At 71.4% G+C, this 13,106-nt stretch carries 12 protein-coding genes; 3 read left to right on the forward strand and 9 right to left on the reverse strand.

Annotation, left to right across the window (positions count from 1 at the left end):
* The first annotated feature begins 20 nt into the window (after positions 1–20).
* Complete coding sequence (locus AB0J80_RS04205) at positions 21–797, forward strand: DUF5995 family protein (RefSeq protein ID WP_364700213.1); 777 nt, start codon at positions 21–23, stop codon at positions 795–797.
* 231 nt (positions 798–1,028) lie between these two features.
* Here the strand turns inward: AB0J80_RS04205 and AB0J80_RS04210 are convergent, their stop codons facing one another.
* The 7 genes from AB0J80_RS04210 to AB0J80_RS04240 form a co-directional block, all read right to left on the reverse strand.
* Positions 1,029–1,493, reverse strand: coding sequence for a hypothetical protein (locus tag AB0J80_RS04210; protein ID WP_364700215.1), 465 nt, complete (start codon positions 1,491–1,493; stop codon positions 1,029–1,031).
* 41 nt (positions 1,494–1,534) lie between these two features.
* Complete coding sequence (locus tag AB0J80_RS04215) at positions 1,535–2,884, reverse strand: HAMP domain-containing sensor histidine kinase (RefSeq protein ID WP_364700217.1); 1,350 nt, start codon at positions 2,882–2,884, stop codon at positions 1,535–1,537.
* The gene (locus AB0J80_RS04220) at positions 2,877–3,566 is read right to left on the reverse strand and encodes a response regulator transcription factor (protein WP_364700219.1); all 690 of its coding nucleotides are present in this window, start codon (positions 3,564–3,566) and stop codon (positions 2,877–2,879) included. The genes AB0J80_RS04215 and AB0J80_RS04220 overlap by 8 nt, the downstream gene beginning before the upstream one ends.
* Before the next feature lie 29 nt (positions 3,567–3,595).
* On the reverse strand, positions 3,596–4,834 hold the full coding sequence (locus tag AB0J80_RS04225; protein WP_364700221.1) for a sigma-70 family RNA polymerase sigma factor: 1,239 nt from the start codon (positions 4,832–4,834) through the stop codon (positions 3,596–3,598).
* The gene (locus tag AB0J80_RS04230) at positions 4,831–5,190 is read right to left on the reverse strand and encodes a YciI family protein (RefSeq protein ID WP_364700222.1); all 360 of its coding nucleotides are present in this window, start codon (positions 5,188–5,190) and stop codon (positions 4,831–4,833) included. The genes AB0J80_RS04225 and AB0J80_RS04230 overlap by 4 nt, the downstream gene beginning before the upstream one ends.
* 94 nt (positions 5,191–5,284) lie before the next feature.
* Complete coding sequence (locus AB0J80_RS04235; RefSeq protein WP_364700224.1) at positions 5,285–5,659, reverse strand: VOC family protein; 375 nt, start codon at positions 5,657–5,659, stop codon at positions 5,285–5,287.
* Positions 5,660–5,712: 53 nt separating this feature from the next.
* Positions 5,713–8,709, reverse strand: coding sequence for a discoidin domain-containing protein (locus AB0J80_RS04240; protein ID WP_364700226.1), 2,997 nt, complete (start codon positions 8,707–8,709; stop codon positions 5,713–5,715).
* Positions 8,710–8,841: 132 nt separating this feature from the next.
* Here AB0J80_RS04240 and AB0J80_RS04245 point away from each other — a divergent pair, with 132 nt between their 5' ends.
* A complete protein-coding gene (locus AB0J80_RS04245) occupies positions 8,842–9,399 on the forward strand; it encodes a DUF305 domain-containing protein (RefSeq protein WP_364700228.1) in 558 nt (185 codons plus the stop codon).
* A gap of 67 nt (positions 9,400–9,466) precedes the next feature.
* Here AB0J80_RS04245 and AB0J80_RS04250 read toward each other — a convergent pair whose 3' ends face one another.
* Complete coding sequence (locus AB0J80_RS04250) at positions 9,467–10,855, reverse strand: DUF1996 domain-containing protein (RefSeq protein ID WP_364700230.1); 1,389 nt, start codon at positions 10,853–10,855, stop codon at positions 9,467–9,469.
* 250 nt (positions 10,856–11,105) lie between these two features.
* Here AB0J80_RS04250 and AB0J80_RS04255 point away from each other — a divergent pair, with 250 nt between their 5' ends.
* Positions 11,106–12,164, forward strand: coding sequence for a LacI family DNA-binding transcriptional regulator (locus AB0J80_RS04255; RefSeq protein WP_364700232.1), 1,059 nt, complete (start codon positions 11,106–11,108; stop codon positions 12,162–12,164).
* 23 nt (positions 12,165–12,187) lie between these two features.
* Here the strand turns inward: AB0J80_RS04255 and ftsX are convergent, their stop codons facing one another.
* Positions 12,188–13,051 (reverse strand): permease-like cell division protein FtsX, encoded by an 864-nt coding sequence (gene ftsX / locus AB0J80_RS04260; RefSeq protein WP_364700234.1) that lies wholly within the window; start codon positions 13,049–13,051, stop codon positions 12,188–12,190.
* Positions 13,052–13,106: the final 55 nt, after the last annotated feature.

Here is a 13,106-nt window from a genome sequence, read left to right on the forward strand (position 1 = left end):
AAGCTGTAGTGGAGGATCTGATGATCACCGAGTCGTCCGTGTGGGGACCGGCACAACGGGAGATGGCCGACGTGCTGTCCGGTCACCCCGACGACGTCCCGGCCGTGGTCGATCAGCTCACCAAGCTCCAGGACGTGCTGGAGCGGGTGCCGCCGCTGCTGCAGAGCAACCCGCTGGCGGACTTCAACAGGCTCTACCTGACGATCACGACGAGCGTGCTCGAGCGCCTGTACGCGGGACGTTTCGCCGATCCCGCGTTCCTCGCCCGCCTCGACGTGGAGTTCGCCGCCCGCTACTTCGACGCGCTGCGGCAGTGGTCGGACATGAGCGCCGGCTGCCCGAAGGCCTGGTGCGTGCTGTTCCACCGGATCCCCGGCCCGGACGCCCGCCCGCTGCCGTCCGCGGCCGCCGGCGTGAACGCACATATCAACTACGACCTGCCGTTCGCCCTGGTCACCACGTTCGACCACCAGGGCTGCGACCCGGTGGACGACAGCGACCAGCACCGCGACTACCTGCAGATCAACGACATCTTCGCCGAGCAGATCCCGGGGCTGCGGCGCGGCTACCTCGAGAAGTGGCAGCTGCTCATCGACATGATGAACGGCGACCTCGACGACTGGTGGCAGGGCGAGCTGGTGGAGTACACCCGCAACGTCGCCTGGCGCAACGCGCAGAAGCTCTGGGCCGTACGCCATGACCTGCAGGCCGTGGCCCGGGAGCGGACCCGGCTGGACCACACCGCGGAGGCGTTCGGCCGGCTTCTGCTCTCGCCGATGGGCGCGATCCTGCAGTAGCGAGCTTCATTGAGGGGGCGGGGCAGGGCCCGCGCTCGACGGCAACGAGCGCGGGCCCTGAACCCAGTGGGGTCTGTCCTGCCGGTCATGGCGTCGCCGAGACGGAGTCCAGGTTTCGTCTCGCAAGTGGGCCGGACGGTCGGATACCGGGGTTGTATCCGGCCGTTCGGACCGCGCCGCGAGGCGGAAGCTGGGCCCGTCGCAGGCCGTCATGACCGGCAGGACAGACCCCTAGCCCTGCCGCAGCACGATCAGCCGGGCGAGCGGCCCGTCGCCCTCCTTGCCTCCTGCGACGCCCACCTCCACGCCGGTCTTGAGGGCGGAGCGCTCGACGGTCTTGCGGTCCTGCAGGACGCGGAGCTTGTCGTCGAAGGTCCACGTCTGGGCGAAGCCGTCGGTGGACTTGACGCTCACCGACTGCGAGTCGACCGCCGTGACCGTGCCGCGCTGGACGACGATCGTCTTCACGCCGTCCTTGCCCTGCACTGTGATCTCGCCGTGCAGGGTGTTCTTGCGCAGGTGCTTACGAAGGCCACGCTGCCCCTGCGTCGGCGGGGCGGAGGCGGGGGCCTCGACGGCGGTGAGGGCGTAGGCCTCATCGGTGACGTCGGTGGCGGGGGCGCCGCAGCCCGTCAGCCCCAGCAGGCCGGCGAGGCCGAGCGTGGTCAGGGTCAGCGCGATACGGGTTCGTGTCATGCCGGTCAGCCTCCGGCGCTCGCGCTCGGGCCGGATCAGCGTCATGTTCGGGTCCGGTAAGGAAGCGTCACCGTGAACATCGCCCCGCCCTCCGGCGCGTGGCCCGCCTCGATGCCGCCGCCGAGCCGGGTGACCAGCCGCGCGGCCAGGGCGAGGCCGAGCCCGCTCCCGGTCTTGCGGACGTGCCGGTAGCGCTGCTGCAGCGCACCCCGCTGGAAGGCCACCGCGAGGTCCTCATCGGTGAGGCCGGGCCCGCCGTCGCGGACCTCCACCACCCCGCCGTGCTCCCCCGCCCGGACCGCAAGGACCAGCGGCGCACCGGCGGGCACCACCCGCAGGGCGTTCTCGCAGAGCCCGTCCACCACCTGGCGGATGCGGCCCGGGTCGGTGTCGACCGTCACCGGGGAGGGCGGCAGTTCCACGGAGAGTCGCGGACCGTCGGGAACGCAGCGTGGCGTCCACGCCTCCCCCGCGGCGGCGACGAGCTCCACGAGATCGACGGGGACGACACTCACCGGCAGGTCGGCCGCCTCCAGCCGGGAGAGCACGAGCAGGTCGGAGATCAGCCGCTCCAGCCGGTCGGCCTCGGCGAGCATGGTGGCGCCGGCCTTGGCCGCGCCGTCGTCGGCGACCACCCCGTCGGCCAGCGCCTCGGCGTACCCCCGGATGGTGGCCAGCGGGGTGCGCAGCTCGTGGGAGACCGACAGCAGGAAGTCCCGTTCCCGGCCCTCGCTGATCTGCAGCGCCGCGCCGAGCTGGTTGAGCGCGGCGGCCAGCTCGGCGCTCTCCGCGGGCGGCCGGACGGCGAGGCGCACCGACCGGTCCCCGGCGGCGAGGCGCCCGGCCGCCAGTGCCGCCTGCCGCAGCGGGCGGGCGGTGAAATTAGCCAGCAGGGCGCCGGCGCCGACACCGCCCAGCAGTCCGGCGAGCAGGGCCACCCACACCCCGCCGAGCACCCGGGCGGCGGTCCCGGAGACGGCGTCGCGGGTGAGGACGACCCCGCTGTTGTTACCGCGCAGCGGCTGCCCGGCGATCAGCACGGCCCGGCCGCCGACCCGGCCCCGGGTGTCGACCACCGCACCGGCCGCGACCTGCGCGACCACCCGGTCCGGCAGGCCGGGACGATCGGCGGCACCACGCCGGATGAGATAGACCTCGATGCCGTCCTGCCGCAGGCGGTCGACGATGCGCGCTCGCGCCGCGGGACGCTCGGTGGTGAGTAGCTCGACGGCGAGCGCGGACTTCTCCACCAGGTCGGCGCGGGCGGCCTTGTTGGCCGTACGGACCGCGATGGGCAGGGCCACCAGCGCCGTGATGATCACGGAGACCACGGCGGTGGCGGCGGTGACGAGGACGGTCCGCCCGGCCAGGGTGGCGAAGAACCTACGCATCGGCGGTGTAGCCGACCCCGCGCACGGTGCGGATCACGCCCGCGGCCGGGCCCAGCTTGGCGCGGACCTGGGCGACGTGCACGTCGACCGTACGGGTGCCGGCATGCGACGCGTACCCCCAGACCCCGGCCAGCAGCTCCTCGCGGGTGAAGACCCGCCCGGGCCGGTTCAGCAGGTGCCCGAGCAGGTCGAACTCGGTCGGGGTGAGCGCCAGCGGGGCACCGTCCACGGTCACCAGCCGGCGCCCCGGGTCCAGCGACACCGGCCCGAGGGTCCGCACCCGGTCGCCGTCGGGCGGCCCGGCGACCCGGCGCAGCAGCGCCCGCACCCGCGCGACCAGCTCCCGGGGGCTGAACGGCTTGGTCATGTAGTCGTCGCCGCCGAGCTCCAGTCCCAGGATCCGGTCCACCTCGTCGTCGCGGGCGGTGAGGAAGACGACCGGGGTCCAGTCGCCGTCCTGCCGCAGCCGGCGGCAGATCTCCGTGCCCTCCATGCCGGGCAGCGCGATGTCCAGCACGCAGGCGACCGGGCGCATGCGCCGCGCGGCCGCCAGACCGGCCGCGCCGTCGTGTTCGACGTGCACGCCGAAGCCGTCGCGCGCCAGATACATCCGCACGAGGTCGGCGATGGGCCGCTCGTCCTCGACCACGAGGACGAGCCCCTTGGCGGGTGCGTCGCTCACCGCCCCATTCTGCCCGCGGTCCGCCCGGCTCAATGTTCGGATCGTGTACGGGTGCCCAGCGCGGCCGCCCGCAACGTCAGGTACCGCTGTTCGGGCAGGCTGGCCGTCATCGTGGCCGCCCTGCGGTACGCGTCCCGCGCGCCCGCGGCGTCGCCGACCAGCTCCAGCAGGTGCGCGCGTACCGCCTCGAGCCGGTGGTTGCCCCGCATCCGCTCGTCGCCGTCCAGCTCCGCCAGCACGGTCAGCCCGGCGAGCGGACCGCGGGCCCGTGCCACGGCGACCGCCCGGTTGAGCGTGACGACCGGTCCGGGCGCCACCCGTTCCAGCACCTCGTAAAGGGCCAGGATCTGCGGCCAGTCGGTGGACGCCGCGGTGGGTGCCTCGTCGTGCAGGGCGGCGATCGCGGCCTGCAGCTGGTACGGCCCCAGCGGCCCCCGCCCCAGCGTCGCCGACACCAGCGCGACCCCCTCGGCGATGAGCTCCGGGTTCCACAGGCTGCGGTCCTGCTCGTCGAGCGGCACGAGCGCGCCCTGCGCATCGGTCCGCGCGGGGCGCCGGGCGTCGGTCAGCACCATGAGCGCCAGCAGTCCCGCCGTCTCGCCGTCCGGGGAGAGCCGGTGCAGCATCCGGGTGAGCCGGATCGCCTCGGCGGTCAGGTCGGCGCGCTGCAGGTCGGCGCCCGAGCTGGTGGTGTAGCCCTCGTTGAAGATGAGGTAGAGCACCTGCCGGACGACCCGCAGGCGTTCGGCCCGCTGGCCGGCCGGAGGCGGCGCGAACCCCGCGCCGCTACTCTTGATCTTCTGCTTGGCCCGGCTGATCCGCTGCGCCATCGTCGCCTCGGGCACCAGGAACGCCCGGGCGATCTCGGCGGTGCCGAGGCCGCCGACGGCCCGGAGGGTCAGCGCGAGCTGCGACGGCGGCGACAACGACGGATGGCAGCAGAGGAACAGCAGGGTGAGGGTGTCGTCCTCCGCCGGTGCGGGGCCCGGCTCGGCGACCTCCAGCAGGGCGACGTTCTCCTCGCGGGCCCGGCGCGCGCTCTCGCTGCGGAACTCGTCGACGAGCCGCCGCCCGGCCACCGTGACGAGCCACGACCGCGGGTTGTCGGGAATGCCGGCCCCCGGCCATTGCAGGGCGGCGGCGAGCAGCGCTTCCTGGACGGCGTCCTCGGCCGCGTCGAACTGGCCGTGGCGGCGGACGAGAATGCCGAGGACCTGCGGCGCGAGCTCCCGCAGCAGGCCCTCGAGCTCCGGGGCGGTGCGGCTCACTGCTCGGGCGGCCCGTCCGGGACCTCGCGCAGCTCGACCCGCTGTGCCCACACCACGACCCGGCCGGCCAGCTCGACCGCCCGCTTCTCGTCCGCCACGTCGAAGATCCAGAAGCCGGCGAGCGACTCCTTGGCCTCGGCGAACGGCCCGTCGGTGACCACCACCTGCCCACCGGCCAGGCTGATCGTCTTGGCCGTGGTCGGGTCGGCCAGCCCGTACGCGTGCAGGAACTCGCCGGTCTTCTCCAGCTCGCCGTTGAAGTCGTGCATGAAAGCGATCATCTCGGTGACCCACTCGGGGGTGTGCTGCTCCATCATGGTGGCGCCGTCACCGAACATCATCAGCATGTACTTCATCGCTTCTCCCAAGGTGTCGCCGGACCCGCCGCGGGCCCGTTCCGCCACTTGGTCGGAGCGCGGACGCCGTTCTCTACATGGTCCGCGAGTATCTTCACGCGTTCTGCCAGAGGCCGATCAGGTTGCCCTCCGTGTCGCGCACGTACGCGGAGAACCCCATGTCCCCGACCGGCTGCCGGCCGATCTCCACCTTTCCACCCAGCTTCTCGATGCGGGCCAGGCTGTCGTCGAGATCCTCGACCCCGATGGTGATCACGGGCGCGCTGATCGGTCCCTGCCGGGCCAGCATGCCGCCGTTGATGCCGCCGACCTCCCCGGGCCGGCCGGTGTCGTCGGTCGGCGTGGTGGTCACCAGCGTGTAGCCCATTCCGGGCATCGTGGCCAGCTGCCAGCCGAACGCCTCGCGGTAGAAGCCGTGTGCGCGCTCGGCGTCGTCGAACGGCACCTCGAAGTGGACCACCTTGTCCATCGCCCCTCCTCACGGGTTGTCTGCTCCACCTCGAGACGCTAGACCTTCCCAGCTCAGCTGCGGTAGACGCCGACCTCCCACAGCGAGTAGCCGTACCCGGTGGCGCGGGTCGTGCCACTGACCCGGACGTACCGGCCCGAGCCGCTGAGGTTGAGGCTGTCGAAGCCGCCGTTGCCGCTGCTCGTGCTGTAGAGGGTGGTCCAGCTGGTGCCGTTGTCCGAGACCTGGATCGTGTACGCCTTCGCGTACGCCGCCTCCCACGCGAGCTGCACGTGGTTGAAGGACTGCACCGAGCCGAGGTCGACCTGCAGCCACGCGGTGTCGACCCACTCGCTGGCCCACCGGGTGCCGTAGTCGCCGTCCACCGCGTACGCGGGCAGCTGCGGCCCGTTCGTCCCGGTCGGCTGGTACGACGAGGCGGTCACCGTCCTGCCACGGGACAGGTTGGTGCCCGGGACGGTCGGCGGCACGACCTTGAACGAGCGCTGTTCGATGCCGACGTTGCCGTGGCCGTCGAAGGCGTACACGTAAACCTTCCAGACGCCGAGCTGCTCGGGCGCGCGGGCGGTGAACGAGCCGTTGCCGTTGTCGGTGAAGACCACGTTCGTCAGGCCGGTGTTGCCGGTGATGTGCTTGTCCGAGTACATGAGGTTGTAGCGGATCAGGTCGCCGTTCGGGTCGGTCGCGGCCGTGGTGACGGTGAACGTGCCGCCCGCGGGCACCGCGGTCTGGTTGCTGACCGACATCGACGTGATCTCCGGCGGCGTGTTCGCGGAGGCCTGCCCGGTGTACGCCTGCTTCAGCGCGTGGTAGCCGAGCCGCCGCCAGCCGCCGGTGAAGGTGTTGAGCCACACGCCGCCGAAGTCGTTCTCGAGCCCGTAGTGGAACTCGGTCGCGCCCAGCGCCACGCCGGGGTGCGCCTTGATCGCGTTCCAGCTGCTCGTGTAGCCGGCCCTCTTCTGCAGGTCGGTGGGCTCGGTCGGCACGCCGTTGACGTCGGCGGGAACCTCCCACTCGCCGGCCGGCCCGCCCTCGGTGACGATGTACGGCTTCGTGTACCCGCCGTTGATCCAGTCCTGCTTGACGTTGCCGATCGCCCCGTACGAGTTGACCGCGAGCAGGTCCAGGTCGGGTGCGTACTGCTTGTAGTAGGGCCACGCCCCGGTGTACGCGTCGGTCGACGTGACCGGATGGTTCGGGTCGGCCGCGTGGATCGCCTGAGCCACCTCGTTGACGAACTTGGCGTAGCCGACGCGCCGGGCCTCGACCTCGGCCGCGGACAGGCCGTGGTCCTGCATGGTGAGGATGACCTCGTTGCCGACGTCCCACATCAGCACGCCCTGGCGGTTCTTGAGCGCGTTGACCCGGGCGACGATCTCCGCCTTCACGGTGTTCTTGTAGGTGGTGTCGTTGACGTAGTCGGCGCCCTGGTTGAGCCAGTGCCCGACGATCACCTTGATGCCCTGCTGCGCCGCCCGGTCGAGCAGCGTCGGCGTGTTGGCGTCGTCCACGCCCCAGATCCGGATCGTGTTCACGCCCATGTTCCTGAGGTCGCGCATGTAGCCGTCGGCCGCGGCCTGCGGCGGGCCGTAGGTCAGGCCCTTGATCTCGTACGGCGACCCGTTGACGCTCAGCTGCCAGTTGCCCTGCGAGCCGGTGACCCGCACGGTCGACGCCCCGCCCGGGGTGGCGGGATCGGTCATCGCCGGGGCCGTGGTGCCGGTGGCCCGCGCGACCGTGACGGAGTCGACCGACAGCACGCCGCCCGAGGTGGTCTCCGGCGTCGGCGTGGTGGAGCCCGCGACCGCGTTCGGCAGCGACCCGCCGACGGCGAGGTCGAGGCGCAGGAAGAAACCGTGGTGCACTGCGGCGTTCCACGCGGTGACGCCGACCTGCGACTCGCGCACGACCCAGGTCTGCCGCCCGTCGAGGTAGAACCGGATCTCCTCTTCCGTCTTCGTCCGGTCGATCACCTGGGCGTACTCGTGGTAACCGGTCTGGCAGCCGGCGCAGCTCGCGAACCCGCTCGCCCGGCCGTTGTACTCGGCGCAGGGGCCGTCGGGCGCGGTGCCGCAGTGCAGGGTCTGCGACAGTTGGCTGCGGCCGTTGACGTCGGTCATGATGTCGGTCTCGCCGACGCCGGGCCAGTTGGTGTAGTTCCCGCGGTAGGCCGCGCCCGTGGCACGGAACCCCGGCCAGTAGCCGAGCCCGTTGGCCACATCAGGTTGCTTGAGGACGGCGCTGAACTTGAGCAGCTCACCGGGGCGCGGCTCGAAGTCGGTGCGCTGCGTCTCGATGCGGCCGGAGGTCCACTTGCCGGCAGCGTCGCGGACGGCCTTGATCGCGAGCTTCCCGCTACCGTCGAGGGCGACGTTGGCGGTGGAGTCGGTCGCGGTCTCCACCTCGCCGGTCCCCCAGTTGGCGGCGCCGCCGGGATACTGCGTTCCGGTCCGCAGCAGCCAGTTGGCGGAGCTGGGCGAGGTGTTGGCGGTACCGGAGAAGTCGTCCGTCCAGACGGTGGTCCAGGTGTCGTCCGGCTGGGTCGTGCCGAAGCTGCCGTAGACCTTGAACTCCCACAGTGAGTAGCCGTAGCCGGTGCCGCGGGTCGTGCCGTACAGCCGGACGTAGCGCCCGGAGCCGCTCACGGTGAGCGTCTCGGTGCCTCCGGCACCGGTGGTGGTGCTGTAGACGTCGGTCCAGGCGGTGCCGTCCGCGCTGGTCTGGATCTTGTACGCCTTCCCGTACGCGGTCTCCCACTGGAGCACGACCTGGGTGAGCGTGGCGGTGGCGCCGAGGTCCACCCGGATCCACTGAGGATCGGCGAACTGGCTGGACCACCGCGTGCCGGCGTTGCCGTCGAAGGCGTTGGCGGCGACGACGTCGTTGCCCTCCTGCGACGAGGCGAGCGCGGGCTTGCCCTGGGACAGCAGCGTGTCGGCGGCATGCGCGGTCAGCTGCACGAAACTCAGGTACGCGGCGACGACCGCGAGCACGACGAGGGGTACGAGCCGGCGCAGTGCGCGCCGGCCGGCGATATGGGGATGATGCACGGGGACTCCTGGATTTCTGAGGGATTCACATCAATGGCGGGAATGGCCCGACGGATTGACAGCGCGGAAGCATCAGCCGACACTCCCGGTGTGCATCAATCCCCCTCGGCACAATCCCCCTTTCGCCGCCGATTGCTCGCTGCCGCCGTCGCGGTAGCCGCTCTCGGTGCCTGCGACAACACACCGGCGGCCGCGCCACCTGCGCCCGTCGCGGCGTCGTCCGCTGCCGCCCCGGGCAGCCCGGGAACGTTCGGCGGCACCGACCTCGCCTGGATCGAGATCACCATCGCGATGGACGAGGAGCTGCTGCCGCTGCTCGCCCTCGTGCCCAGCCACGGCGCCGACCCCGGCCTGAAGGAGCTGTCCGCCCAGCTCAGCGAGGCCCACCAGGGCGAGCTGGTCGACCTGCGCGCGCTGCACGACCGGGCCCGCCTGCCGGACGAGAACCCGCACAAGGGCATGCCGATGCCCGGCATGGTGACCCCGGAGCAGGTCGCCGAGGCGACCGCGGTCCGCGGCGCCGCGTTCGACACGCTGGTGGTCCGACACCTCACCGCGCACCTCCAGCAGGGTGTGAAGCTGGCCGAGAGCGAAGGGAAGTCCGGCGTGGAGCCGCAGACCCGGGCCCTCGCCGAGCGGGTGATCGACAATCGCCGGGACTGGCTGACCCAGGCGAAGAAATACGCCTGAGAATTACTGTTATCCGGCTGACCGGGAATGGTCCGGGCCCCGTTTGTGCGAGGCCCGGACACCGGCGTCACGGAAGTTCGTAGTTCTCGTTCAGGGCGGCACCGCGGTCCGGCTTGTACTGGTCGAAACCGCGCGGGTCGCACTGGAGCCCGCCGTTGATGCAGTGCGTGACCAGTGCCCGCAGGGTCGGCGCGTCCCACGCGTTGTAGAAGTCGTAGTGGAACGAGTAACCCCGCCCGCTCGCCAGCCGCACGTTCGCCATGTTCCCGCTCACCGGGAAGGCCATCTTGAACTCGATCATCGGTACGGCGACGGGGTGGCTCGCCGGGCAGACCCCCACCACCGGGTACGCCATGTGGCTCTTGTGGTCCGGCGTGTCGAGGTGGATGCCGTCCCAGCAGCTCGGTGCCTGGTAACGGATGTTGAGCTGGCTGCCCGCCACGCAGGACGCCGGGAAGTCCCAGTTGCGGACGCTGTCACCGCACTCCCAGCCTTCGACGGCGCCCGGAGCGTTACGGAACTCGTCGAGCGTGGCGGAGGGGCTGCCCACGACGTACCGGAGACCCGGCGGGGACGGGCGCACGCTGCGGTAGTCGATCACGCCGCTCTTGTAGTAGATGACCTGCCGCCCGACCGGCTGGACCGGGGTGTCGCCGTTGAGCAGCGTCGGCATCCAGTACCCGGTCTTGTCCCCCGGCGTGATGCACGAGGTCTGCCCGGCCTGGAGGCTGGCCAGTGTGGTGGCGGCGTTGGTGGTCGTGTTGCCCATGAACGTGTGCGAGTGCGAGGCACCCGGCAGGTTCGGGAAGACGATCGGGTCGTCGGGCAGGTTGGAGCGGCTCACCGAGCAGTTCGCCTGGAACTCGTGGTGGGTGGTGGGCGGGTTCGTCGCCGGCGGGACCGCGGTCGAGGGCACCACGCCGGTGACCGGCGGGTTCGCGAAGACGTAGCCGTCCCCGGCGGGCGGCGTGCTCGTCAGAGATCCGTAGACCTTGAACTCGAAGAGCGAGTAGCCGTAGCCGGTGCCGCGCTGCGTGCCGTACATGCGGACGTAGCGGCCGGTGCCGCCGACGTTCAGCGTCTGGGTGCCGCCGGCGCCGGTGGTCGTGCTGTAGATGCTGGTCCAGGCGTTGCCGTCGGGGCTGGTCTGGATCTGGAAGGCCTTCGCGTACGCGGTCTCCCACTGCAGGACGACCTGCGTGACGGTGGCGGTGCCGCCGAGGTCGACGCGCAGCCACTGGGGATCGGACCACTGGCTGCCCCAGCGGGTGTCGGACCGGCCGTCGACCGCCGCGGCGGCGGGTGACTCGCCGTTCTCCAGCGAGGACGCCAGCGCCGGCCGGCCCTGGGACAGCAGGGTGTCGGCGGCGTGCGCCTGGTTGATGCCGACCGCGGCCAGGCAGCCGGCCAGCGCGGCGACGCCGAGCGGGGCGACGAGCCGTCTGAGCTTTCTCATGGGGTTCTCCAGGGGATGAGGACGGGCGCTCCGGCCACCGGACAGCTCGGTGAGCAGCGGGGATCGGTCGGCCGGAGCATGGAGAGCGCTTTCCGAAGTGTTACGCCACGATTGCACGGGCGTCAATACACCGGCGTTGTTCCGGAACCAGGACTGCTCTTGGGCCCTTTTCGGGCATTGGATCTTAGGCACCGGAGAGCGCTTTCCAGCCGTGCTATAAAGGCGTCATGCGAACACGGAACGCCGCCCGATGACCACGACGGGCGGGCGGGTGCCCGTCGGCGAACGGCTGCCCACGCTGGAGGACGTGGCCCGCGTCGCCGGCGTCTCCCGGGCGACCGCCTCCCGGGTCATCAACGGGATCCGCAACGTCGACCCCCAGCTGCACGAGCTGGTGTGGGACGCCGTCGGACGCACCGGCTACGTGCCCAACCGGCTCGCGCGCTCGCTGGTGACCCGGCGCACGGGCACGATCGCCCTGGTCGTCTCCGACTCCGAGAGCCACGACGACGACCCGTTCATGAGCCGCTTCTTCGCCGACCCGTACTTCGGCCGCGTCGTCGGCGGCCTGATGAGCGTGCTGCGCACGGCCGGGATCCAGCTCGCCCTGCAGATCGTCGGCACCGAGGAACAGCGCACGCGCCTCGTCGGCGACCTGCGCCACGGCCAGGCGGACGGGGTGGTCGTGCTCTCCCTGCCCGGCCACGACCCGCTCCCCCGGATGCTGACCGACGCCGGCGTACCCGCCGTGATGATCGGCCGCCCGGCGGACCCCGTACCGATCAACTATGTGGACCTGGCCAACGACACCGGCGCCGCGCTGGCCGCCGACCACCTGGTCGGCCGCGGCTGCCGCCTCGTCGGCATGATCGCGGGCCCGGCCGACGTGCCGGCGAGCAGCGACCGCATCGCCGGCTTCCGCCGGTCCATGGCCCGGCACGGCCACGCCTGGGTCCCGCAGGTCTCCGGCAACTTCACCCAGGAGAGCGGCGAGAGCGCGATGCGCACCCTGCTCACCGACCACCCCGAGATCGACGGCGTCTTCGTCGCCAACGACCTGATGGCACTCGGCGCCCTGCTCGCCCTGCGCGACGCGGGCCGCGAGGTGCCCGGGGACGTCGCGGTGGTCGGCTTCGACGACAGCAGCGCCGCCACGGCCGCCAACCCGGCCCTCACCACCGTCCGCCACCCGCTCGAGGACATGGCAGCCGAGGCGGCCCGGCTCCTGATGGCCCGCATCGACGACCCGGCCATGCGGGTGTCCTCCGTGATCTACGAGCCCAGCCTGGTACGCCGCCAGTCGGCCTGACGGCCCGGGCTCCCGGCCGACGGTCAGACGCGGACGTAGAACCGCAGGGTGAGCCATGCGGTACATCCGCTCACCCCGGCACCGGCGGCCGCCAGCAAGGGCAGCATCAACCACACCCGGTCATCCGGCAGGGGCGGCACCGCGCGCGTCCACTCCGGAGGAATGAGGAGCTCACCGCCGAGAAGCATTGCGAATCCGGCCGCGGCACCGACCAGACCCGCCACCATCGCTTCGACGACGAACGGCGCCTGCACGAACCAGTTCGACGCGCCGACCAGTTTCATCACCGCGACTTCTCGTCGCTTGCTGTACGCCGCCACCTGGATGGTGTTGCCGACGAGCAGCACGGCGGCGACGGCCATGACCGCAGCGGTCACGAGGGCGATCCGCTGGGCGCCGGCGAAGATCCTGAACACCTTCTCCAGCAGCCGGCGTTGGTCGACGATGGTCTCGATGCCCCGCTGCTCGTGGATCCGACTCGCGAAGGCGGCGTAGTGCTCCGGGTCCTTCAGCTTCACCCGGAAGGACGCCGGCAGTGCGCCCGGCCCGACCGCACCCACGAGGTCCGGCGACTCCCGCCAGGCCTCCTTGAACCGCTTGTAGGCCAGCGACTTGTCTTCGTACCGCTTGCTCGCCACGAGCGGGTCACGGTCGATGGCGGCGCCGAGAGCGGCCCGCTGGGCGTCCGTGATGTCGTCCCGGAGGAAGATCGAGACTTCGATCCGGGCGTAGTAATAGTCCTTCGCCTGTTCCACCTGCCAGTACAGCAGCACGCCGGCACCGAGCATGGTCAGCGACACCGCCATCGTGATGATCAGGGCGATGGTCATGGTCGCGTTGCGCCACAGGCCGACCAACGCCTCGTTCAGGACGTATCTGAGACGCATCAACCGGATCCTCCGTACCCGGTGGCCCCGAACGCGAGCCCACCTCTTGTATCAA

It is taken from the genome of Actinoplanes sp. NPDC049548 (assembly GCF_040676695.1).
In the GTDB taxonomy this organism is placed as follows: Bacteria; Actinomycetota; Actinomycetes; order Mycobacteriales; family Micromonosporaceae; genus Actinoplanes.

Excerpts from the sequence above, each read along its gene's own strand:
- AB0J80_RS04255 (WP_364700232.1), top strand. The coding sequence starts at position 11,106 with ATGACCACGACGGGCGGGCGGGTGCCCGTCGGCGAACGGCTGCCCACG.
- AB0J80_RS04215 (WP_364700217.1), bottom strand. The coding sequence starts at position 2,884 with ATGCGTAGGTTCTTCGCCACCCTGGCCGGGCGGACCGTCCTCGTCACC.
- AB0J80_RS04235 (WP_364700224.1), bottom strand. The coding sequence starts at position 5,659 with ATGGACAAGGTGGTCCACTTCGAGGTGCCGTTCGACGACGCCGAGCGC.
- AB0J80_RS04210 (WP_364700215.1), bottom strand. The coding sequence starts at position 1,493 with ATGACACGAACCCGTATCGCGCTGACCCTGACCACGCTCGGCCTCGCC.
- AB0J80_RS04250 (WP_364700230.1), bottom strand. The coding sequence starts at position 10,855 with ATGAGAAAGCTCAGACGGCTCGTCGCCCCGCTCGGCGTCGCCGCGCTG.
- AB0J80_RS04230 (WP_364700222.1), bottom strand. The coding sequence starts at position 5,190 with ATGAAGTACATGCTGATGATGTTCGGTGACGGCGCCACCATGATGGAG.
- AB0J80_RS04205 (WP_364700213.1), top strand. The coding sequence starts at position 21 with ATGATCACCGAGTCGTCCGTGTGGGGACCGGCACAACGGGAGATGGCC.
- ftsX (WP_364700234.1), bottom strand. The coding sequence starts at position 13,051 with ATGCGTCTCAGATACGTCCTGAACGAGGCGTTGGTCGGCCTGTGGCGC.